Raw genomic sequence first — 20,821 nt, 5'->3', positions numbered from 1 at the left:
ACAAGGAGTGCGGAGTGCTGCTCGACGCCCTTTCCGACCATCTGGAAGGCCTCGCGGCGGAGCGGGGCGGCGTGCTGGGGGTCCTGCCCAGGCTGGTCGCCGACGACTCCCCCGGCTGGATCCCCGCCGCCGCCCTCGTGCGGGAGCCGTACGAGGGTCTGCTCGCGCTGGTGGACGAGACGGCCGGACGCTGGGGCGCGCCGCGTCACGTGGCGGCGGCGCTGCTGTGGAAGACCTACGGCTACTGGCACACGATGCCGATGGCCCTGGGCTGGGGTCTCGGCCGCCGGGTGCCGCTGATGCGCCTGGAGGACACGCTGGTCAGGCCGTCCGCGGCCGGGGTGACGGTGGCGGCGTCGCGGGTGACGGTGGCCGTGCTCCCCGGCGACCCGCTGGCCGAGGCCGAGGGCACCGTCGTCGTCCCCGACCTCGCGGCGGCCATCGGGCAGGCGCTCCTGGAGAGCCAGTATCCGTTCGTCAGGGCGCTCAGCACGCTGACCAAGGTGGGCGAGCGCACCCTGTGGGGCTCCACCGCGGAGGCGTTCGCCCACCCGCTGCTCACACTCGGGTCGTACGCCGAGGCGGCCCGGCTGCTGGACGAAATTGGGCCGCCGGTGGCCGGGCTGCTCGTGCCCGACGGTGACGGATACCGCCGCCGCACGTGCTGCCTGTGGGTCACGCTGCCGGACGCCGACCCCTGCTCCACCTGCTGCGTACGCTGAGCCACACATTAGATCTTGACAGTCTCACCGCCGCTGTGTCAGCGTTCCGAGTGCGTGGCCCAGCCGTGGGTTTCACGCTTTTCCATGCGCGCTGGAAGGTCAATCGGTCAGGTTCCTGACGTGCATGGCGACTGCCTGAGGGCCGGGCGTACGCCCGGCTCTCTCGAGTTCCGCCGCATGGGAGAGACACGATGCGATCGACAACGGCAAGACGGCGAACACGCGTGCCCTGGATCACCGCCACGGTGGTCGCCGCGGTGGTCGCCACGCTGACGGCCCTCGCCACCGCCCCGGGAGCGCGGGCCGCCACCTCGTTCGGGGACGATTTCGAGGACGGCGACGCGAGCGGCTGGTCTAAGTCGGGCGGCACCTGGTCGGTGGTGTCCGACGGATCGGCCGCGTTACGCCAGAGCAAGCTGCCCAGTGACCTGGCCCGGGTCTTCGCCGGCTCGACGGGCTGGACCGACTACGCCGTACAGGCCCGGGTGCGGCCGATCACGCTGAGCGGAGCCACCGCCTTCGCCGGCCTGGCCGCTCGCTCGACCTCGTCCACGACGTTCGACCGCCTGGTCCTGACCGGCGACGGCCGCGCCGAACTGCAAGCCGTGCGCAGTGGCGCGGTCGGCGTGCTCGCCTCGGTTCCCTTCGCCGTGGCGCCCGGAAGCTGGTACACGCTCAGGATCGAGGAGTCCGGCGGCACCGTACGCGGCTACGTGAACGGCGCCGCAATCGGCTCGGGGGCGAGCCAGTCGGGCAAGGGCCGCATCGGCCTGCAGACGTTCGGCGCCACCGCGTCCTTCGACGACGTCGAAGCCGGAGACGCGGCCTCCCCGTCCCCGTCCCCGTCGCCCTCGCCGTCCCCGTCCGCCTCCCCCAGTGCCACCCCGGGGACCGGGACGCTCGTCGTGGCGGTGAACGGCGCCGACACCAACCCGGGCACGTTCGACCGGCCTTTGGCTACGATCCAGAAGGCCGTCGACCTCGCGCAACCGGGCACCGTCATCGCGATCCGCGGCGGCGCCTACCCGCTGACCACGAACATCCAGATCCTCAAGAGCGGCACCGCGGACAGGCCGATCACGATGACCGCGTACGGGAACGAGCACGTGGTCATCGACGGCGAGCCGCTGCCGAACACGCCCGCCCCGGTCGGCGGCAGCATCCCCAGGGCCCAGCGCGGTGCGATCCACATGGAGGCATCGCACTGGCGCCTGGTCAACCTGGAAATCGTCAACGGCCCGTACGCGCTCTACTGCGACGGTTGCGCCGACAACGTCTTCGAGCGGCTGTCCACTCACGACAACTACGAGACCGGTGTGCAGATCCAGGGCGCGTCGAGCGGCAACCTCGTTCTCGACCTGGACAGCTACGGCAACCGCGACCCGCGCAAGAACGGCGAGAGCGCCGACGGCCTCGGCATCAAGGAGGGCAGCGGCACCGGGAACGTCGTGCGCGGCGCCCGCCTGTGGAACAACTCCGACGACGGCTTCGACGCCTGGGAGTTCCTGTCCCCGATCATGATCGAGGACAGCGTCGCGTACGGCAACGGGTACAACCGCTGGAACCTGCCCGACTACACGGGCGACGGCAACGGCTTCAAACTGGGCGGGGGCGGCGATACCGATCCGCCCGCGGCGCACGTGGTGCGGGGCAGCATCGCCTTCGGGAACTCCGCGGGCGGCTTCATCGACAACGCCAACCCCGGCGCCCTCGTGATCGACCACAGCACGGCCTGGCACAACGTCAAGACGGGTTTCGACGCCTCGGACGCCGCGGCCACCCTCACACACAACCTGTCCGTCGGCGACGGCACCGCCGCCGTCCTCGGCTCCGCGGCCACCGGCAGCGGCAACTCCTGGGACATCGGCGGCACCTGGAACGACGCCGCCCTGGTCAGCACCGATCCCTCGACGCTGACCGGGCCCCGGCGAGCCGACGGCTCCATCCCGCCCTCGGACTTCCTGCGGCCCCGCGACGGCGCCGACGTGGGCGCCCGCCTCTAGCTCCGAAAGGAACGGGCGCGGCGGCCGTCACCGCCGCGCCCGCCGGGGACCGGTGCTCACCGCGTCCCGAGGCTGCGGGTGGTGCCATCGGCGACCGCCTGGAGTTTGTCCGGGTTGGCGACGTTGTGGATGGTGGTGATCCGGCCGTCGGTGTCGAAATCGAAGGTGACGGTGGCGATCACACGCCCCGTCCCGCTGAAGACGATGCCGGGACCGCCGTTGATCTCGACGAGCTCGGCGTCCATGTCGGCGGGCTCGATGCCCTGGTAGCTGACGGTGCCGAGGGCCGCGAACCAGGCGGCCACGGTCGCCGCGCCCACGACCGGGCGCAGGGCCTGGCGGACCTTTCCGCCGCCGTCGGTCCACAGGGTGACGTCCGGGGACAGCAGCTCCATCAGGGCGTTCACGTCACCGCCGGTCGCGGCGCTGAAGAACCGCTCGGTGACCTCACGCTGCCGCGACCGGTCCGTACGGAAGCGCGGACGCCGGGCGCGCACATGCTCGCGAGCGCGGTGCGCGGCCTGCCGCACCGCGGCTTCGGAACGCTCGACCGCCTCCGCGATCTCGGCGTGGCTGAAGCCGAAGACCTCCTTGAGCACGAACACCGCACGCTCGAGCGGGCTCAGCGTCTCCAGCACCACGAGCATCGCCATCGACACCGACTCGGCGTCCGCGACGGCCTCGGCGGTGTCTGCGCTGGTCAGAATGGGCTCAGGAAGCCACGGCCCCACATAGGCCTCACGCTTGCGCTGAGTGGAGCGCAGCCGTTCCAGCGCCACGTTCGACACGATCCGCGTCAGGTACGCCTTCGGATCGGCCACCTGCGAGCGGTCGGCCGCCGACCAGTTGATCCAGGCGTCCTGGACCGCGTCCTCGGCATCGGCCGCCGTGCCGAGGATGCGGTAGGCCACCGAGAACAGCAGGTTCCGATGCCGCACGAACACCTGCTGGTCGAGGTCGGGAGGCTGAATCATCACGCCTCCCGCACCCGGGTGAAGCGGCCCCCGCGGGGCCAGAACGCGCCCGAGGCGGGCATCTTCTTCATGCGGCCCCATGTGGGCCAGGGCGAAGCGGTCACCGTCTCCTTGTATCGGACCGCAATGCGGCCGGTCAGGTGCAGCCGCCGGGGGCTGTCGTCGGGGTGGGTGAACTGCACGACCGCATCGTTCCTGCCCAGGCTGACCGGCGTGTGGTAGTAGCCGAAGCGGAACGGCTTGGGCCGCTTGCCCCGCAGCTCCCGGACGATCGAGACCGCGGCGTGCACACCGGTCGGCATGCCGCCCTGGCAGGTGCCGTGCATGACGCCGTAGCCCTGGCGGATGGCGGCCGCGTCGCCCACGGCGTACACCTCGGGGTGGGACACCGACCGCAGCGTGGCGTCGGTCACGACGCGGCCGCGTTCGTCGACGGTGAGCCCGGCGGCGGCCGCCAGCGGCGACACCCGCGTTCCGCTCGTCCACAGGACCGCGTCGGCCGCCACACTCTCCCCGCCGGCCAGCTCGACCGCGCCGGGCAGCACCTTCACCACCTCGACCCCGCTGCGGACCCGCACGCCCAGGCGCTCGAGCGCGGACCGCAGATACGCCCTGGCCTTCGGGTTCATGGCCGCGCCGGGTTCACCGCGGCCCAGCAGCACGACGGTCAGCTCCGGGTGCCGCTCGGCGATCTCCGCGGCCGACTCGACGCCGGTCAGCCCACTGCCGACGACCGCCACCGTGCCGCTGCCGAGCCGCGACAGCCGGTCGGCCAGCACCTCGGCGTCCTGGGCGCTGTTCAGGGTGTACGCGTGGTCCTCGACGCCCGGGACCGCCGCCGTGTCGGCCATGCCCCCCAACGCGTACACCAGCGTGTCGTAGGAGAGGACGCGTTCGTCGTCGATCCGCACGGTCTTCGCGTCCGCGTCCACCGCCGTCACCCACCCGCGCTCGAAATGCGCGCCCGTGCCCTCGAGCAGCTCGGGGATGCTCAGCTCGGCGAGCCGCTGCCCGGTCGCCGTCATGTGCAGCCGCAGCCGCTCGGTGAACCGCTCCTGCGCGTTCACCAGGGTCACCCGCACATTCTCGCTCCGCTTGCCGACCCTTGACGCGAGCTGGATCGCCGCGGACAGGCCCGCGTACCCCGCTCCCAGGATCACCACTCGGTGGGTGGTGGTCGCCACGCCGGCTTCGTGCTGTGCGCTCATCGCTCCGCCTCCTCGCTTGACCGTTGACGACCAGCAGATGGAAGCGGGCCACCCGGACGTGACATGCGCCCGATGTGATCCACGCCACAGCGCCTTGGTGAGGGAGGGGCGGGTCAGGCCGGATGGGGTGTGGCCCGGTCGGCGTGGAGCACGAAGTGGTGCAGCGGGATGCCCGCCGTCTCCAGGCCCGCGCGGATCTCCTGCCAGTAGTCCTCGACCAGGACGGTCTGGGCCAGGACAAGGGCGCCGCCGACCTGGCCGGCCAGTCGTGTGACGGTCTCCACGACGAGCGTCCGCCAGAGCGCCCAGTCCTGGAAGTCCCCGACCTTCGGCAGGCCCGTGGCATGGGTGAGCATGACGCCCACCTGCTCGGGGTCGAAGAAGTGCGCCCCCGGGATCAGTCGCACGAGTTCCGCCGACGTGGTGGTCTTCCCCACGCCGAACGTCCCGTTCAGCCAGATGATCACAGGGATTCGTCTCGCCGCCGTACGGCGGCGGCCCGGGCGGCGAGCAGCGCGGACAGGGCCTCGCAGTCGTCCGGGGTGAGCGGCGCGAAGGGGAGCAGGTAGAGCCTGCCTCCCGGGCCGTCGACGAGCTCGACCGGCAGGGGACGTGTGGGCACGTCTGTCGGCGCGGTGATGGCCGGCGCGGTGATGGTGGTCATGATGAAGGCGATTCTTCCGCACCCGACCGACAGTTCCGCATCCGCGATGCCCGGCCTCGGGCGCCGCCGACTGCGTACCGGGGCGCTCGATGAGCCCGCTGCCAGAGGGCGGCCGTCAGGGGGTGAAACGGTAGCCCATGCCCGGTTCGGTGATCAGGTGCACGGGGTGGGCCGGCTCCTTCTCCAGCTTTCGCCGGAGCTGGGCCATGTACTGCCGCAGGTAGTGCGTCTCCTTGACGTACTGCGCGCCCCACACCTCGCTCAGCAGCTGCCGCTGGCTGATCAGCTTGCCGGGATTGCGGACGAGGAGTTCGAGGATGTGCCACTCGGTCGGGGTCAGCCGTACGTCGCCGGAGACGGTCTTGTCGGCGAGGTCGATCGCGTGCTCCCCGATCCGTACGCGGGCGGGCTCGCTCTCCCGGGGGCCGGTGCGCCGGGTCACCGCACGCACGCGGGCCAGCAGCTCGTCCACCCCGAAGGGCTTGGTCACATAGTCGTCCGCCCCGGCGTCCAGCGCGTCGATCTTGTCCTGGTTGCCGGTGCGCCCCGACAACACGATGATCGGAACGCTGCTCCAGCCGCGTACGCCGTGGATGACCTCGACTCCGTCCATGTCGGGCAGCCCGAGGTCCAGCACGATCAGGTCGGGACGCCGGTCCGCGGCCTCGCGCAACGCGGAGCCGCCGTCCGCCGCGACGGCGACCTCGTATCCGCGCGCGGCCAGGTTGATCCGCAGCGCGCGCAGGATCTGCGGCTCGTCGTCGACGACGAGGATCCTGCTCACGGCGCCGCACCGCCCATATCCAGAGAACCACCGAGATCCGGAGAACCGCCGAGCTCCGCCGGGCCTTCGATCAGGTCGTGGGTGTGCACGGCGACGGGCAGGGCCAGGATCATGGTGAGCCCTCCCCCGGGCGTCTCGTCGGGCGTCAACTCTCCTCCCATCGCCTCGGTCAGTCCGCGCGCCAGGGCCAGGCCCAGCCCGACCCCGCTGTGGTTGTCCCGGTCCCCCAACCGCTGGAAGGGCAGGAAGATCCGGTCGTAGGCGTCGCGCGGCACACCGGGCCCACGGTCGATTATCCGGATCTCGGCCCGGTCGCCGTACCTGCTGGCGGTGACGAGCACGCTCTCCCGGGCGGGGGTGTATCGGACGGCGTTGGCGACGACGTTGGCGAGCACCCGCTCCAGCAGCGCCGGATCCGCGACGACCTCGGGCAGGTCGGGCGGTATGTCGATCTTCACCTCGGCGGCGAGCGGCCCGAGGTCGTCGACCGCCCGGGGCACGATCTCCTCGACGGCGACCGGCTGGGCGGCCACGCCGAGCACCCCCGCCTGCAGGCGGCTCATGTCGAGCAGGTTCGCCACCAGACGGTCGAGCCTGGCCAGCGACTCGTCCGCGGTCTCCAGCAGCTCGGCGCGGTCCTCCGCGGACCACTCGACGTCGGTGGCGCGCAGGCTCTCCACCGCGGCCTTCGCGGCGGCCAGCGGCGTGCGCAGGTCGTGGCTGACCGCCGCGAGCAGCGCGGTGCGCATCCTGTCGGCCTCCGCGAGCGGCCTGGCCTGCCCGGCCTCCTCCTCCAGCCGTTCCTGCCGCAGGGCGACGGCCATCTGCGCGGCGAACGCCTCGATCACGCGCCGCTCGGAGGCGTCGAGCAGCCGCCCGCGCGCGGCGAGCACGAGGTCGCCGTCGATGTCCACGTCGGTGCCGGCGGCGTCCGGGCAGGTGCACGGCTCTCCCCCCGAGGTGGCGACGATCCGCCAGGAGGCGGGGTCGGACCGGTCGTCCGGTCCCTGCCCCGCCTCGGGCCGCCGTTCCAGCAGGGTGACCGAGACCAGGCCGAACGTCTCACGCGTACGTGCGAGCAGGGAGGGCACGGCGGCCTCGCCGCGCAGCACGTGCCCGGCCAGCGCGGACAGGATCTCCGCGTCCGCCCCGGCGCGGGCCGCCTCCCTCGTACGGCGGGCCGCCACGTCCACGATCATGCTGACCGCCGCCGCGACGAACACGAAGACGACCAGGGCGAAGAGGTTCTCCGGGTTGGCGATCGTCAGGGTGTGCAGGGGAGGGGTGAAGAAGAAGTTGAGCAGCAGCGACCCGGCGACCGCCGCCGTGATCGCCGGCCACATGCCGCCGATCAGCGCCACGCCCACGACCGTGGTCAGGAACAGCAGGATGAAGCTCGGCAGCGCCAGCGTCCCCCGGAAGGGGAGCAGGACGGCGGTGAGCAGCGGCAGGCCGGTGAGCGCGACGGCCCACCCCGCAAGCCTGCGCCGCCGGGTGAGCGCCGCCCGCGACCGCTGCGGGCGCTCCCGCCCCTTCTTGACCTGCTCGTGATTGATCATGTGGACGTCGATCGAGCCGGACCTGGCGGTCGTCTCTACGCCCACCCCTCTGCTGAAGATCTGGGCGACCCGGCCGCGCCGGGAGGCGCCGAGCACGAGCTGGGTGGCGTTGACGCCCCGGGCGAACTCCAGCAGCGCCCGCGGCACGTCGTCGCCCACCACCTGGTGGTAGGTGCCGCCCATGCTCTCCACGAGGGCGCGCTGGCGTGCCAGCAGCGCCGGGTCGCCTCCGGCGAGCCCGTCCGCCCGGGTGACGTGGACGGCGAGCAGGTCGGCGCCCTTGGTGCGGGCGGCGATGCGGGCCGCCCGCCTGATGAGGGTGTCGCCCTCCGGGCCCCCGGTCAGCGCGACGACCACCCGCTCGCGCGCCTCCCACGTGTCGGCGATGCCGTGCTCGGCGCGGTAGCGGTCGAGCTCCTCGTCCACCTCGTCGGCGAGCCACAGCAGGGCCAGCTCGCGCAGCGCGGTGAGGTTGCCGACGCGGAAGTAGTTGGCCAGGGCGGCGTCCACCTTCTCCGGCATGTACACGTTGCCGTGCGCGAGCCGCCGCCGCAGCGCCTCCGGGGTCATGTCGACCAGCTCGACCTGGTCGGCCCGCCGTACGACCTCGTCGGGCACGGTCTCGCGCTGCGGGACGCCGGTGATGTGCTGGACGACGTCGTTGACCGACTCCAGGTGCTGGATGTTCACCGTGGAGATCACGTCGATCCCGGCGTCGAGGAGCTCGTCGATGTCCTGCCAGCGCTTGGCGTTGCGCGAGCCGGGCACGTTGGTGTGCGCCAGCTCGTCGACCAGGGCGACCCGCGGGCGCCGGGCGACGACCGCGTCGACGTCCAGCTCGGTGAAGGCCGCCCCCCGGTACGTCAGGGTCCTGCGGGGAACGATCTCCAGCCCCTCCAGCAGTTGCGCGGTGCGTACGCGGCCGTGGGTCTCCACCAGGCCGACCACGACGTCCGTGCCGCGTTCCCTGCGGCGGTGCCCCTCGCAGAGCATGGCGTAGGTCTTGCCGACCCCGGGTGCCGCGCCGAGGTAGATCCGCAGCCGCCCGCGTGGCATGGCCGCTCACCTCTCCCTGTCGAGGGCCAGATTGAGCTCCAGCACGTTCACGCCGGGCTCCCCCAGGAAGCCGAGGGCGCGGCCGGCCGTGTGCTCCCTGATCAGGGCCCGCACCCTGCGCACGTCCAGTCCCCGCTCCCTGGCCACCCGGGGTGCCTGCAGTTCGGCGTACGCGACGGAGACGTGCGGGTCGAGTCCGCTGCCGCTCGCCGTCACGGCGTCCGGCGGGACGACCGCGTGGGCGTTTCCCCGCACCGGCACCGTATGCCCTGACGAATAGTCCTCGCCGGGTCTGCCGCACTCGACCTTCACGCCCTGGTAGGTGGTGACGAACGGCGCGGCCGGGTACGCCTGGTTGACGCTGACGACCCTCGTGGGCCTGCCGACGACGGGGAAGACCTTGAGCACCGCGCCCACCCCGTCCGCCGTGCAGTAGGGCCTGGCCCCGCTGACGCCCTCCAGCTCGCCGACCGCCTTGGAGCGCGCACACACCTGGGTGAGCAGGGAGACCCTGCCCTTCCTCGCGGCCTGGCCGGCTCCCCGGGGGTCGGGCAGCCGGTCGACGACGTCCTGCGGGCCGAGGTTGCTCGCGCCCGAGGCCAGCGGGTCGTAGCCGCCCGCGGAGGGGCGGCTCTGGAAGTACCCGCGCACCGGGCGGCCGTTCCGGTCGGTGAAGCTCTGCCCGATGAGGGCGCTGCCCACGTCCCTGCCGTCCTCGCGCAGGATCGAGCCGCCGGCCCGGTGGGGGAGGAGGACCTGGGCGATGCCGGTCACCAGCAGGGGATACAGCCCGCCCAGGATCACCGTGAGCACGGCGACGGCCCGGACCGCCGCGAGGTGCCGGCGGAGCGTGTTCGGCAGGCGTTCCATGACGTTCCCAGCCATCAGGACATCCCAGGAAGGAATTGAACGAACAGGTCGATGAGCTTGATGCCGATGAAGGGCGTGACGACGCCGCCCAGGCCGTACAGGCAGAGGTTGCGGCCGAGCAGCTTCGACGCGCTGGAGGGCCGGTAACGCACCCCGCGCAGGGCCAGGGGGATCAACGCCACGATCACCAGGGCGTTGAAGATCACCGCGGACAGGATGGCCGACTGCGGGCTGTGCAACCGCATCACGTTCAGCGCGTCCAGACCCGGATAGACGGCCGCGAACATGGCCGGGATGATCGCGAAATACTTCGCGATGTCGTTGGCGATCGAGAACGTCGTCAGCGCCCCCCGCGTGATCAGCAACTGCTTGCCGATCTCGACGATCTCGACGAGCTTGGTCGGGTTGGAGTCGAGATCGACCATGTTCCCGGCCTCCTTGGCCGCCGAGGTGCCGGTGTTCATCGCCACCCCCACGTCGGCCTGGGCCAGCGCCGGGGCGTCGTTGGTGCCGTCCCCGGTCATCGCGACCAGCCGCCCGCCCTCCTGCTCCTTGCGGATCAGCGCGAGCTTGTCCTCCGGAGTCGCCTCGGCCAGGAAGTCGTCCACCCCGGCCTCCCTGGCGATGGCCCTGGCGGTCATCGGGTTGTCCCCGGTGATCATCACGGTGCGGATGCCCATGCGGCGCATCTCGTCGAACCGCTCCCGCATGCCCTGCTTGACCACGTCCTTGAGGTGGATCACCCCGAGCACCCGGGCCGTGCCGGCGCTCACCTCGCCGACGACGAGGGGCGTGCCGCCGGAGGCGGAGATCCCGTCCACCAGGTGCCCGACGTGCCCGGTCGGATGGCCGCCGTTGTCGCGCACCCACTTCATGACCGACGTCGCGGCGCCCTTGCGGACCTGCCGCCCGTCCACGTTCACCCCGGACATGCGGGTCTGGGCGGTGAAGGCGATCCACTCCGCGTGGGCCAGCTCGCCCGGCCGGCGTTCGCGCAGGTCGTAGGCGTGTTTGGCGTGAACGACGACCGAACGTCCCTCGGGGGTCTCGTCGGCGAGGCTCGCCAGCTGCGCCGCCTCGGCCAGGTCGAGCTCGGAGACGCCCTCGGCCGGCACGAACTGCGACGCCTGCCGGTTGCCCAGGGTGATCGTTCCGGTCTTGTCGAGGAGCAGGGTCGTGACGTCGCCCGCGGCCTCGACCGCCCGCCCGCTCATCGCCAGCACGTTGCGCTGCACCAGGCGGTCCATGCCCGCGATCCCGATGGCCGACAGCAGCGCCCCGATCGTGGTCGGGATCAGGCAGACCAGCAACGACACCAGCACCACCCCGCTCACTCCGTCGGCGCCGAGCGCGGGCGTGTCCGGTACGCCGGGATTTTGGGCCTTGGAGTAGATGGCCAGCGGCTGCATGGTGACGGTGGCGATCAGGAAGATCACCGTGAGCGCGGCCAGCAGGATGTTGAGGGCGATCTCGTTGGGCGTCTTCTGCCGGTCGGCGCCCTCGACCAGGGCGATCATCCGGTCGATGAAGCTCTCCCCCGGCTTCTGTGTGATCCGCACCACGATCCGGTCCGACAGCACCTTCGTGCCGCCCGTGACCGCCGATCGGTCCCCGCCCGACTCGCGGATCACCGGCGCGGACTCCCCCGTGATCGCCGACTCGTCCACGCTGGCGATGCCCTCGACCACGTCGCCGTCGCCCGGGATGACCTCCCCGGCCTCGACGACGACGTGGTCGCCCTGTCGCAGCTCCTGGGCGCCGACGACCTCCCACAGGGCCGGGTCGCGCGGGTCCGCCAGCCGCCGGGCCATGGTGTCGCGCTTGGCCGCCCGCAGCGTGGCGGCCTGGGCCTTGCCGCGGCCCTCGGCCACGGCCTCGGCCAGGGTGGCGAACAGCGCGGTCAGCCACAGCCAGACCGCGATCGCCCAGGCGAACGCCGAAGGGGTCGCGACCGCCAGGCCCGTGGTGAGGAACGCGCCGATCTCGACGACGAACATGACCGGGTTGCGCCACAGCGTCGCCGGGTTCAGCTTGCGTACGGCGTCGGGCAGCGACCTCACGAGTTGCCGGGGATCGAGCAGGCCGCCGCCGATCCTGCCGCCTGTGCGGGGTGATGCCGTCGACGACATGGCTAGGAGAGTCCTTCCGCGAGCGGCGCGAGCGCGAGGGCCGGCAGGAACGTGAGGGCGACGAGGACGACCGTGACGCCGGCCACCATTCCGACGAACTGGGGGCGGTGGGTGGGCAGCGTCCCGGCGGAGGCCGGCACGGGCGCCTGCCGGGCCAGCGATCCGGCCAGGGCGAGGATGAAGACGATCGGCAGGAACCGCCCGAAGGCCATGCACAGGCCGAGCGCCACGCACCACCAGGGCGTGCCCGCCGAGATCCCGGCGAACGCCGAACCGTTGTTGTTGGACGCGCTGGTGAACGCGTAGAGGATCTCCGAGAGCCCGTGCGGGCCGCCGTTCAGCATGGCCGCGAGACCCGCCCTGTTGCCCATCGCCGCGGCCGTGCCGGCGAGCACGAGGGCCGGGGTGACCAGGAAGTAGAGCGAGGCCAGCTTGATCTCGCGTGAGCCGATCTTCTTGCCCAGATACTCCGGCGTACGGCCCACCATAAGACCGGCGACGAAGACGGTGATCACGGCCAGCACGAGGATGCCGTACAGGCCGGAGCCGGCACCGCCCGGCGCGACCTCGCCGAGCATCATGTTCAGCATCGTCATCATGCCGCCCAGGGGCGTGAAGGAGTCGTGGGCGGAGTCGACGGCGCCGGTCGAGGTCAGCGTGGTGACGGTGGCGAACGTCGCGGAGCCGGGCACGCCGAAGCGGATCTCCTTGCCCTCCAGGGCCGCCCCGGCGGCCCGGGGAACCGTCGCGCCGCCGGAGACCTCGAAGACGTTCGTCAGCAGCACGCTCGCCAGGGCGATCACCGCCATGACGGCGATGATCGCGTGTCCCTGCCGCACCTGGCCGACCATGCGGCCGAAGGTGCGCGGCAGCGCGACCGGGATCGCCAGGAGCAGGACGATCTGCAGCCAGTTCGTCCACCCCGACGGATTCTCGAAGGGGTGGGCGGAGTTGGCGTTGTAGAAGCCGCCGCCGTTGGTGCCGAGCTCCTTGACGGCCTCCTGGCTCGCCACCGGACCCCCGGTGATCGCCTGGGTGCCGCCGGTCAGCGTCGTCACCTCGTGCGGCGACGCGAGGTTCTGCACCACGCCCCCGGCGACCAGAACCAGCGCGGCGACGAACGCGATCGGCAGCAGGACCCGGAACGTGCCGCGCACGAGGTCCACCCAGAAGTTGCCGATGGTGTCGGCCTGCCTGCGGGCGAAGCCCCGCACGAGCGCGACCGCCACGGCCATGCCGACCGCCGCCGACACGAAGTTCTGCACCGCCAGGGCGGTCATCTGCACCAGGTGACCCATGACGGTCTCGCCCGGGTATGACTGCCAATTGGTGTTCGTCACGAAGCTGACGGCCGTGTTCCAGGCGACGTGGGCGGGGACCGGGGGCCGCCCGAGGCCGAGGACCAGCCTGTCCTGCAGACGCTGCATGCCGTACACGACCAGCACGGAGACCGCGGAGAAGGCCAGCAGGGCGCGTGCGTAGACCGCCCAGGGCTGCTCGGCGTCCGGCCGCACGCCGACGAGACGGTAGACGAGGCGCTCGGCCGCGCTGTGGCGGGTGCCGGTGTAGACCCGGTACAGGTAGTCGCCCAGCAGCAGGTACACGACGGCGAGCACCGCGACGACGGACAGCACGAGCACGGCTCCTGCCGCTGCCGCGCCCATCAGAAGCGCTCCGGGAACAACAGGGCCGCGACCATGAAGACCAGCAGCGCCGCGGCCACGCCGAGACCGACGGCGTTGATCACGCTCACAGGCGCTCCACCGCCCTCACGACGAGCCCGAAAATCGTGAACACCGCGATCGTCAGAGCGACGAAGATGACGTCCGCCATCCCCACTCCTCGGTTGTGATTGCGTCCGCCGGACTACGGCGGTCTCAGCACAAGCAAAGTCCGAGATCGGTGGCATTTGGCCGCTCTTGACGGCTTCCATACGGGTTCGAACCGAGTATTGACGGGGTCTGTACGCGGCCCACGCCGAGGGTTTCGGGCGTACCCGTGCCGGAAATCAACGCGGTTCAACCGGCGAGCGGCGCCCCCCGAACATCCGTGTCGGCTTCGGGGAGGGGACGCGGCGTGGGCGAGGTGACCGACCAGATCGTGGAGGTCGTCCTGAAGGCGCTGGCCGGGGGCGTCTTCGTACTGGCCTTCGCCGCGCTGGCCGAGATGCTGACGCCGAAACGACTCGCCGGGGTGTTCTGCGCCGGCCCTTCTGTGGCCCTGGCCAGCCTCATCGTCACCGCGGGCATCGCCGGCGTTCCCGACGTCCTCGCCTCGGCCCGGGGCATGCAGATCGGCGCGGTCGGTTTCACCCTCTACTGCCTGATCGCCGTTCCCCTGTTGCGCAGGTGGGGCGCCTGGCGGGGGGCGCTGGCCGCGCTCGCCGTCTGGGGCGTCGTCGCGGCCGCCGGGTACACACTGGCGCCGCAGGGCCTGCTCGGCGTCCGGACCCCTGCGGTTCCCGCTCCGCTTCCCCAGCCGGCGGCCCTGGAACTCCCTCCGCCACCGGCGCGCCCGTCGTGAGCGCCCGTAGTGACGACGGCCGGGTTCCTGACGACGGCCGGAAGGTGCGGCTGCGGCTCAGTGAGCTGAGGCGACCGCCCATGCGCGACTGGGCGGTCCGGTTCGCGTTCGGCGCCGGAGTGTCGGCGCTCGCCGGGATGGTGTCCGTGCTGGCCGGCCCGCGCGCGGGCGGGCTCTTCCTCGCGTTCCCGGCGATCCTGCTGGCGAGCGTCACCCTCGTCGCCAAGGAGGAGGGCGTACGCCAGGCCGGGCAGGACGTGGCGGGGGCGACCTTCGGCACCGTCGGCCTGATCGGCTTCGCCGTCGTCGTGGCGCTCACGGTGACCGACTGGCCGCTGTGGCTGTCCCTCGCGATCGCCACCCTGACCTGGGCGGCCCTCTCCCTGGCCCTGTACGCCGCCGTGGCCCGGCTCCGCCTCTGAGCCCGATCGGCGGCGCCCGTCACGACGGCACTCGATCACCCCCGCGCTCGATCACCCCCCGGCGTTCGCCTCGGCCGCCCGGCGTGCGGCGGCCGGATCGGCGAGGCCCTCGCCGGTCGGCTCGTAGGTGAGCAGGACCACGCCGGAGGAGAACGCCTGCGTGCCGGCGAGCCGCAGCGTGGCGGGGTCCGCGGAGTCGTCGTCGAACAGGCGGGCGCCGCGACCGGCGAGTACGGGGTAGACGGCCAGGCGCATCTCGTCGAGGAGGTTCTCCCTCAGCAGCCACCGCACCAGCGCCGCGCTGCCGAAGACGAGGATGTCGCCGTCCACCTCCTTCTTCAGGGCCTCGATCCGGGCCGCGGCGTCCGCGCCGATGATCGTGCTGTTGTTCCAGGTGGCCTCGGTCAGCGTGGTCGACACGACGTACTTCGGCAGGTTGTTCATCGCGTCGGCGTAGCCCACCTCGTCGGTCATCGACGGCCACGATGCCGCGAAGCCCTCGTAGGTGACCCGTCCGAGGAGCAGTGCCCGCGCCGCGCGGATCTGGTCGAGGCCGGCCTGCATCGAGTCCTCGCCGACGAATCCGAAAGCCCACTCGTGCGGGTTCTCGATGACGCCGTCAAGGGTGGTGAAAACAGACAGAACTATGCGTCCCATGGTTCGTATCCCTCATGTCGAGTGAGATGCGGCGGCGGACGTGCGCCAGTCGCCCGCGGAGAATGCGTGCGCCGCCACCCGCTGCGGAGAAGGGCGGTCACGTCCGCCGCCACGGCCCGCCCCCGCGACGCCGCCCCGAGCACCTGGGTGCTCCGGCGCCGACGGGCCGTTGTGCAAGGCCACCGTGGCCCGGCACGCGGGCTCCCGTCCACACGTGGGCGGCGTCCCGGACACTTCCGGACGATCTCGGACACCCCGGAGCGTGCATAGGCTGCCGTGGAAGCGCAGGGATCTACGGGACGGAGACACGTGACCGACATCCGGCCGCAGCCGCGGACCGCCACCACGCCCGCGGAGTTCGTCGCCCTGATGAGGCGCCTCCGGGCGTGGAGCGGGTGCAGTTACCGGCAGCTCGAACGCCGCGCCGAAGCCGTGGGCGACGTCCTGCCGCGTGCCACTCTGGCCGACGCGCTCAATCGCCGGGATCTGCCGCGCGAAGACCTCCTCGCCGCGTTCGTACGGGCCTGCGGGGCGGACGGCGACACCGTCGCCGAGTGGGTGGACACCCGCCGCCGCCTGGCCGTCGCCCGCGAGAAGACCACCCCGCCGCCCGGCGACGCGCCTGCCGCGCCCGGGGGCGAGACGCGTGTTGTGGCCTCCGGCGAGATGCCGGCGGCGCCGCCACCCGCGTACGCCTCGCCGGCTTCCGGGCGGAAGGCTCCGGCCCGGAGACTGGTGGCGGGCGCCGCGGCCGCGGTGCTGCTCTGCCTGGTCGGAGCCTGGCAGTTCGACCGCTTGTCCACCGGAGAGGCGGCCTCCCCGCCCTCCTCGCCGATCTCGGCCACCCCGGCACCGTCGGGCCTGGCCGCCGGGGCGGGCGGACCGGCGCCGGCCCGCAGGTGGGTCCGCGTGCGGCCGGCCGCCGACCCCTCCCTGTGCCTGACGGCGGGGCGGGCCAGGGACGTCTCGTACGTTCCCGAGGTCGCGGTCCTGCGTCCCTGCGCCGCGGCGGTTCCGCCGCGGACCTTCCTCACCGCCGTGGGTGACGGACTGTTCCGCCTGCAATGGGATCACCCCGACCCGGCGAAGGGCGTCGGCTGCCTGACGGTGATCCCGGCGGGCCCCGCGGCGGGCATGCTGGAGCCCTGGAGCGACTGCACCGGCGCCCGGCCCAACCAGCGCTTCCGGCTCGAACCGACCGGCGGGCAGGGCTACCGCATCCGACCGGCGTCGAGCGGCCGGTGTCTCGCCGTCAACGGGGACGACGGCCGGCCGGGAGCGGAGGCCGTCGAACGGCCCTGCGCCTCCGCGGCCGGGCAGACCTTCCTCATCGAGCCCGAGTGACCCGCCGCGCCCCAGCCCTCTCGTTCCAGGCCCCGCGTCAGGCCGTCGTGGACGCGAGCCGGCCCTGGTGCACTCCGGCGAAGAACGTGCGGCCCGCCATCGTCATGGCCGGCTGGAACTCGCTCATCAACCGGGTGCGGTACGGCGCGTCGGCGAAGCGCGGATCCAGCTGGAACTCGGCGGCCAGCGACCACCAGGTGACCGGCACGACGCCGGACATCGCCATCCGCCGCACCGCCGCGTCATGCGCCTCCCTGCTGAGGCTCGCCGTGGCGTCCACCACGACGTACGCCTCGTAGCCCTCGCGCAACGCGCCCAGTGCGGTCTGCAGCACGCAGCCGTCGGTGGCGATGCCGCCGATGACCAGCCTGCGGCGGCCGGTGGCGCGCACCGCCTCGGCGAAGGCCGGGTCGAGGAAGGAGTTGAACGCCGTCGTGCGCTCGATCACCGGCCGGTCCCCGATGACCTCCAGCAGTTCCGGATAGAGCGGGCCCGAGGGCTTGGACGCCTCGCCGTTGGTCACCACGAGGCCGCTGCCGTACGACGTGGCGGTCTTGGCGAGGCCGACGACGTTGGCGAGGTGCTCGCGCAGGTCGTGCGAGCGCAGCAAGGTGGCGAAACCGACGGCGTAGTCGACCAGGACCACGGTGGTGTCGTCGGGAGAAAGCGGGGCGAGGTTCATCGCGATCACTCCTGGTGTGCGAGGTCTCTAATGACCATGTGGTCAGTAATGTACGCCCGCATCACCGATACTGTCCACGTGTACAGTAAGCGGCATGGTGTCTGACGCGTCACAGTCCAAAGCCGCGGAGCCCACGCCCGCGAGGAAGCGGGTGCGCGACCCCGAGGCACGACGAGCCGCCATCCTCGCCGCGGCACGCTCGGTCTTCGCCGAGCGCGGGTACGCCAAGGCGACCATCAGGGAGATCGCACAGCGGGCCGGGGTGACCCACGGGCTCGTGGTGCTGCACTTCTCGTCCAAGGAGCAGCTCTTCCTCGCCGCCGTGCCGGGGACGCGGGACCTCGCCGACAGCGTCCGGGGAGACGCCGAGGGATTGGCCGGGCGAGTCGCGCACGCCTACGTCGCCCGCATGGAGTCGGCCGACAGCGCCGATCCCTTCATCGCCCTCGTACGCAGCGCCGCCGGTGACCAGGAAGCCGCCAAGGCACTGCTGCGAGCCATGCGCGAGGAGAGCATCTCCGCCTACCGCACCGTGCTCACCGGCCCGGACGTCGCGCTGCGGGTCGACCTGCTCGGCGCGCACCTCATCGGGGTCACGTTCAGCCGGTACGTCCTGGCCGACGGTCCGATCGCGGCCATGCCGGCCGACGAGCTGACCCGCTACCTCACCATGACGCTCGGCGGCATCCTGTTCGGCTCCACTGGAACGGCCCGCTCGTCCTCCTGATCGGGCCGGCGCCCTCGATCACCTGCCGCGAGACGTGTGAGGATATGATCCGTCCACTCTTGCGGACTTTGCGAGGAAAGGGCTGATTTGTCGCTCCACCACACGCCCCCGGCCTCTCCTCGCAGGGTGACGGGCGTACGTCGATGACGGACGAGACGCTGGCGCGCCTGCAGTTCGCGACGACGGCCGGCTTCCACTGGCTGTTCGTGATGCTCACCCTCGGCCTCGCCCCGCTGATCGCGGTGATGCACACCCGGCACGCCCTCGGCGGTGCACCGCTCATGAGGCGCATGACCCGGTTCTGGGGCCAGATCTACGTCGTGAACTACGTGCTGGGCATCGCCACCGGCCTGGTCATGGAGTTCCAGTTCGGGCTCGCCTGGAGCGGGCTGGCCGAGTACGCCGGCAACGTCTTCGGCGCCCCGCTCGCACTCGAGACGATCGTCGCCTTCTTCGCCGAGTCCACCTTCCTGGGCATGTGGATCTTCGGCTGGGGGAAGCTGCCCAAGGCGGTGCACGTCACGCTGATCTGGCTGGTCACCCTCACCGCGTACGCCTCGGCGTACTGGATCATGGTGGCCAACGGCTTCCTGCAGCACCCGGTGGGGCACGAGGTGCGCGGCGGCGTCGCCTACCTCACCGACTTCGGCGCCATGCTCACCAACCCCAACGCGATCAACGCGCTGGTGCACGCCGCCACCGCCGCGCTGATGACCGGTGGGGTGTTCGTGGCGGGGGTCAGCTCCTACCACTTCCTCAAGCGCACGGCGGAGCGGGAGTTCTTCCGCACGTCACTGCGGCTCGGCCTGTTCGTGGCCACGCCCGCGGCGTTCGTGGCGCTCTACTACGGGTTCGTGCAGATCCCGACGCTCGTGGACACCCAGCCGATGAAGGCGGCGACCCTGCGGGGCCACGTCGACGACGTCGGCTCCCTGCGGGTCGAGGACGTGCAGGCGCAACTGGCGCAGCGGTTCGGCGCGGGGGACTACCGGCCGCCCACCTGGATCGCCACCGCCTTCGACGTGATGCAGGGTGTCGGTTATCTGATCTTCCTGCTGGTCGTCGTGGCCCTCGTCCTGCTCTACCGGGACTGGTATCTCCGGTTCCGCCCGGCGGCGTACCTGATGCTGGTCGCGGTTCCCCTGCCCTTCGTCGCCGCGTTCGGCGGATGGCTGCTGCGCGAGGTGGGACGCCAGCCGTGGGCGGTGTACGGCGAGCTCACCACGGCCGCCGCACGGTCGCCCGTCGGCTCGATGACGGCGTCCCTGGTCCTGTTCTGCGGGGTGTTCCTCGCGCTGGCGGTCGCCGACGTGGCGCTGATCGCCAGGTACGCCCGCCGCGGCCCTGCCGGCACCGACCTCGGCGGATCACCCGGCGACGGGCAGGCGGAGCGGGCCACCGCGTCGCTCGCCCTGTGAAAGAGGAGCCCTCGTGACTCTCGAACTCGTGTGGCCGGCCCTGCTCGGGCTGCTGCTCGCCGGCTACTTCGTCCTGGCCGGTTTCGACTACGGCGTGCAGATGCTCACCCCCCGGCTCGGCCGTGACGACCGCGAGCGGCGGGCGCTGCTCAACGCCTTCGGCCCGTTCTTCCTCGGCAACGAGGTCTGGCTGGTGGCCGCGGCCGGTGTGCTGTTCGGCGCCTTCCCCTTCCTGGAAGGGCGGCTGCTGTCCGGGATGTACTTCCTGTTCGCGGCGATCCTGGCCGGGGTCGTCGTCGGCAACACCGCCGTACAGTTGCGCAGCCGTCACCGGGGCGCCTCGGCACGCCGCCTCTGGGATGGATTGATCTTCCTGGGCGGGCTGGTGCCCGCCGTGGGGTGGGGGCTCGTGGCCGGCCGCCTCCTGGCCGGGGTGCCGCTGGACGCCCGCAACACCTTCTCGCTCGGACCGGCCGACCTCCTCCACCCCTTCGTGCTGCTGTGCGGCGCCACGACCACCGCGGTGTTCCTCGCGCACGGGGCATCCTTCCTGGCGTGGCGGACCGACGGCGAGCCGAGCGCGCGGGCGGCGGGGGCCGGCCGTCGCGCCCTGCTCGTGGCGGCCGTGGCGGCGGCCGGCGTCCTCGTCACCGGCGTCCTCTCCTCGGCACGGCACGCCCTCGTCAACCCGTGGCCCGCCCTCGCGGCCGGCGCGGCCTTGGTGATCATGCTCCTCGCGGGGGCGGCTCTGCTGCGCTCGGGCCGCACGGGCCGTGCTTTCGCCGCGACCTCGTGCGCGGCCGCCCTGCCCGTCGTCGCCCTCGGCGCGGGCCTGCACCCCTTCGTACTGGTCTCCTCCAGCACCCCCGGCACCGGCCTGCGGCTGGCGGAGGCGATGGCGGAGGCGGGCACCCTGCGGCTGCTGGCGGGCTTCGCCGCGGTCATGGTGCCGCTGATGCTCCTTTCCCAGATCTGGAACTGGTGGATGTTCCGCGACCGGGCCGGCCGTACGCCGACGTACCTGTAGCCCTCTCGCCATCCGAGACCGATTCTTGACGAATGCCGGTCACTAGGATGGG

20 protein-coding genes are annotated in these 20,821 nt (G+C 72.1%); 8 read left to right on the top strand and 12 right to left on the bottom strand.

Annotation, left to right across the window (positions count from 1 at the left end):
- The first annotated feature begins 14 nt into the window (after window positions 1-14).
- Together HHX35_RS29100 and HHX35_RS44810 are read left to right on the top strand one after the other, a co-directional pair.
- On the top strand, window positions 15-722 hold the full coding sequence (locus HHX35_RS29100; protein WP_182901861.1) for a (2Fe-2S)-binding protein: 708 nt from the start codon (window positions 15-17) through the stop codon (window positions 720-722).
- Window positions 723-946: 224 nt separating this feature from the next.
- A complete protein-coding gene (locus HHX35_RS44810) occupies window positions 947-2,725 on the top strand; it encodes a right-handed parallel beta-helix repeat-containing protein (RefSeq protein WP_220505994.1) in 1,779 nt (592 codons plus the stop codon).
- Window positions 2,726-2,781: 56 nt separating this feature from the next.
- Here HHX35_RS44810 and HHX35_RS29090 read toward each other — a convergent pair whose 3' ends face one another.
- From HHX35_RS29090 to HHX35_RS29045, 10 genes are all read right to left on the bottom strand, one after another.
- A complete protein-coding gene (locus HHX35_RS29090) occupies window positions 2,782-3,699 on the bottom strand; it encodes an RNA polymerase sigma-70 factor (RefSeq protein ID WP_182901859.1) in 918 nt (305 codons plus the stop codon).
- The gene (locus HHX35_RS29085; protein WP_182901858.1) at window positions 3,699-4,907 is read right to left on the bottom strand and encodes an NAD(P)/FAD-dependent oxidoreductase; all 1,209 of its coding nucleotides are present in this window, start codon (window positions 4,905-4,907) and stop codon (window positions 3,699-3,701) included. The genes HHX35_RS29090 and HHX35_RS29085 overlap by 1 nt, the downstream gene beginning before the upstream one ends.
- A gap of 113 nt (window positions 4,908-5,020) precedes the next feature.
- Complete coding sequence (locus HHX35_RS29080) at window positions 5,021-5,374, bottom strand: hypothetical protein (protein WP_182901857.1); 354 nt, start codon at window positions 5,372-5,374, stop codon at window positions 5,021-5,023.
- Window positions 5,371-5,571: a hypothetical protein gene (locus tag HHX35_RS29075; RefSeq protein WP_182901856.1), complete on the bottom strand. Its 201-nt coding sequence runs from the start codon at window positions 5,569-5,571 to the stop codon at window positions 5,371-5,373. The genes HHX35_RS29080 and HHX35_RS29075 overlap by 4 nt, the downstream gene beginning before the upstream one ends.
- A gap of 115 nt (window positions 5,572-5,686) precedes the next feature.
- Window positions 5,687-6,355 (bottom strand): response regulator, encoded by a 669-nt coding sequence (locus HHX35_RS29070; RefSeq protein ID WP_182901855.1) that lies wholly within the window; start codon window positions 6,353-6,355, stop codon window positions 5,687-5,689.
- A complete protein-coding gene (locus HHX35_RS29065) occupies window positions 6,352-8,970 on the bottom strand; it encodes a sensor histidine kinase KdpD (RefSeq protein WP_182901854.1) in 2,619 nt (872 codons plus the stop codon). Before HHX35_RS29065 ends, HHX35_RS29070 begins: the two co-directional genes overlap by 4 nt.
- Before the next feature lie 6 nt (window positions 8,971-8,976).
- Window positions 8,977-9,840, bottom strand: a complete 864-nt coding sequence (locus tag HHX35_RS29060) for a potassium-transporting ATPase subunit C (protein ID WP_182901905.1) — start codon at window positions 9,838-9,840, stop codon at window positions 8,977-8,979.
- Window positions 9,841-9,854: 14 nt separating this feature from the next.
- The gene (kdpB, locus tag HHX35_RS29055) at window positions 9,855-11,969 is read right to left on the bottom strand and encodes a potassium-transporting ATPase subunit KdpB (RefSeq protein WP_182901853.1); all 2,115 of its coding nucleotides are present in this window, start codon (window positions 11,967-11,969) and stop codon (window positions 9,855-9,857) included.
- Between the two features lie 2 nt (window positions 11,970-11,971).
- Window positions 11,972-13,633: a potassium-transporting ATPase subunit KdpA gene (kdpA, locus tag HHX35_RS29050; protein WP_182901852.1), complete on the bottom strand. Its 1,662-nt coding sequence runs from the start codon at window positions 13,631-13,633 to the stop codon at window positions 11,972-11,974.
- Complete coding sequence (locus tag HHX35_RS29045; protein ID WP_051762707.1) at window positions 13,633-13,722, bottom strand: potassium-transporting ATPase subunit F; 90 nt, start codon at window positions 13,720-13,722, stop codon at window positions 13,633-13,635. The genes kdpA and HHX35_RS29045 overlap by 1 nt, the downstream gene beginning before the upstream one ends.
- 323 nt (window positions 13,723-14,045) lie before the next feature.
- Here HHX35_RS29045 and HHX35_RS29035 point away from each other — a divergent pair, with 323 nt between their 5' ends.
- Window positions 14,046-14,492 carry a DUF3147 family protein gene (locus tag HHX35_RS29035; RefSeq protein ID WP_182901851.1) on the top strand — a complete coding sequence of 149 codons (447 nt, stop codon included), beginning with the start codon at window positions 14,046-14,048 and terminating at the stop codon, window positions 14,490-14,492.
- An 80-nt stretch (window positions 14,493-14,572) separates the two neighbouring features.
- Window positions 14,573-14,914: a DUF3147 family protein gene (locus HHX35_RS29030; protein WP_182901850.1), complete on the top strand. Its 342-nt coding sequence runs from the start codon at window positions 14,573-14,575 to the stop codon at window positions 14,912-14,914.
- 51 nt (window positions 14,915-14,965) lie between these two features.
- Here HHX35_RS29030 and HHX35_RS29025 read toward each other — a convergent pair whose 3' ends face one another.
- On the bottom strand, window positions 14,966-15,571 hold the full coding sequence (locus tag HHX35_RS29025; RefSeq protein WP_182901849.1) for a dihydrofolate reductase family protein: 606 nt from the start codon (window positions 15,569-15,571) through the stop codon (window positions 14,966-14,968).
- A gap of 309 nt (window positions 15,572-15,880) precedes the next feature.
- Between HHX35_RS29025 and HHX35_RS29020 the strand changes: the two genes are divergently transcribed.
- Window positions 15,881-16,915 (top strand): RICIN domain-containing protein, encoded by a 1,035-nt coding sequence (locus HHX35_RS29020; RefSeq protein ID WP_182901848.1) that lies wholly within the window; start codon window positions 15,881-15,883, stop codon window positions 16,913-16,915.
- A gap of 37 nt (window positions 16,916-16,952) precedes the next feature.
- On the opposite strand, the gene HHX35_RS29015 is transcribed toward HHX35_RS29020, so the two are convergent.
- On the bottom strand, window positions 16,953-17,597 hold the full coding sequence (locus HHX35_RS29015) for an isochorismatase family protein (RefSeq protein WP_182901847.1): 645 nt from the start codon (window positions 17,595-17,597) through the stop codon (window positions 16,953-16,955).
- A gap of 94 nt (window positions 17,598-17,691) precedes the next feature.
- Between HHX35_RS29015 and HHX35_RS29010 the strand changes: the two genes are divergently transcribed.
- From HHX35_RS29010 to cydB, 3 genes are all read left to right on the top strand, one after another.
- Entirely contained in the window at window positions 17,692-18,324 is a 633-nt protein-coding gene (locus tag HHX35_RS29010) for a TetR family transcriptional regulator (RefSeq protein WP_182901846.1), read from the top strand.
- Between the two features lie 143 nt (window positions 18,325-18,467).
- Window positions 18,468-19,742, top strand: coding sequence for a cytochrome ubiquinol oxidase subunit I (locus HHX35_RS29005; protein WP_182901845.1), 1,275 nt, complete (start codon window positions 18,468-18,470; stop codon window positions 19,740-19,742).
- A gap of 13 nt (window positions 19,743-19,755) precedes the next feature.
- The gene (cydB, locus tag HHX35_RS29000) at window positions 19,756-20,769 is read left to right on the top strand and encodes a cytochrome d ubiquinol oxidase subunit II (protein WP_182901844.1); all 1,014 of its coding nucleotides are present in this window, start codon (window positions 19,756-19,758) and stop codon (window positions 20,767-20,769) included.
- Window positions 20,770-20,821: the final 52 nt, after the last annotated feature.

This window comes from Microbispora sp. H10830, from assembly GCF_014161375.1.
Taxonomy (GTDB): domain Bacteria; phylum Actinomycetota; class Actinomycetes; order Streptosporangiales; family Streptosporangiaceae; genus Microbispora; species Microbispora catharanthi.
The sequence above is the reverse complement of the archived record's forward strand: the minus strand, read 5'-3'. Positions and strand labels throughout refer to the sequence as shown.

Bases quoted from the DNA above. Each gene is read 5' to 3' on its own strand.
- HHX35_RS29090 (WP_182901859.1), bottom strand. From the start codon at position 3,699: ATGATTCAGCCTCCCGACCTCGACCAGCAGGTGTTCGTGCGGCATCGG.
- HHX35_RS29085 (WP_182901858.1), bottom strand. From the start codon at position 4,907: ATGAGCGCACAGCACGAAGCCGGCGTGGCGACCACCACCCACCGAGTG.
- HHX35_RS29075 (WP_182901856.1), bottom strand. From the start codon at position 5,571: ATGACCACCATCACCGCGCCGGCCATCACCGCGCCGACAGACGTGCCC.
- HHX35_RS29065 (WP_182901854.1), bottom strand. From the start codon at position 8,970: ATGCCACGCGGGCGGCTGCGGATCTACCTCGGCGCGGCACCCGGGGTC.
- HHX35_RS29060 (WP_182901905.1), bottom strand. From the start codon at position 9,840: ATGGAACGCCTGCCGAACACGCTCCGCCGGCACCTCGCGGCGGTCCGG.
- kdpB (WP_182901853.1), bottom strand. From the start codon at position 11,969: ATGTCGTCGACGGCATCACCCCGCACAGGCGGCAGGATCGGCGGCGGC.
- kdpA (WP_182901852.1), bottom strand. From the start codon at position 13,633: ATGGGCGCGGCAGCGGCAGGAGCCGTGCTCGTGCTGTCCGTCGTCGCG.
- HHX35_RS29030 (WP_182901850.1), top strand. From the start codon at position 14,573: ATGCGCGACTGGGCGGTCCGGTTCGCGTTCGGCGCCGGAGTGTCGGCG.
- HHX35_RS29025 (WP_182901849.1), bottom strand. From the start codon at position 15,571: ATGGGACGCATAGTTCTGTCTGTTTTCACCACCCTTGACGGCGTCATC.
- HHX35_RS29015 (WP_182901847.1), bottom strand. From the start codon at position 17,597: ATGAACCTCGCCCCGCTTTCTCCCGACGACACCACCGTGGTCCTGGTC.
- HHX35_RS29010 (WP_182901846.1), top strand. From the start codon at position 17,692: ATGGTGTCTGACGCGTCACAGTCCAAAGCCGCGGAGCCCACGCCCGCG.
- HHX35_RS29005 (WP_182901845.1), top strand. From the start codon at position 18,468: ATGACGGACGAGACGCTGGCGCGCCTGCAGTTCGCGACGACGGCCGGC.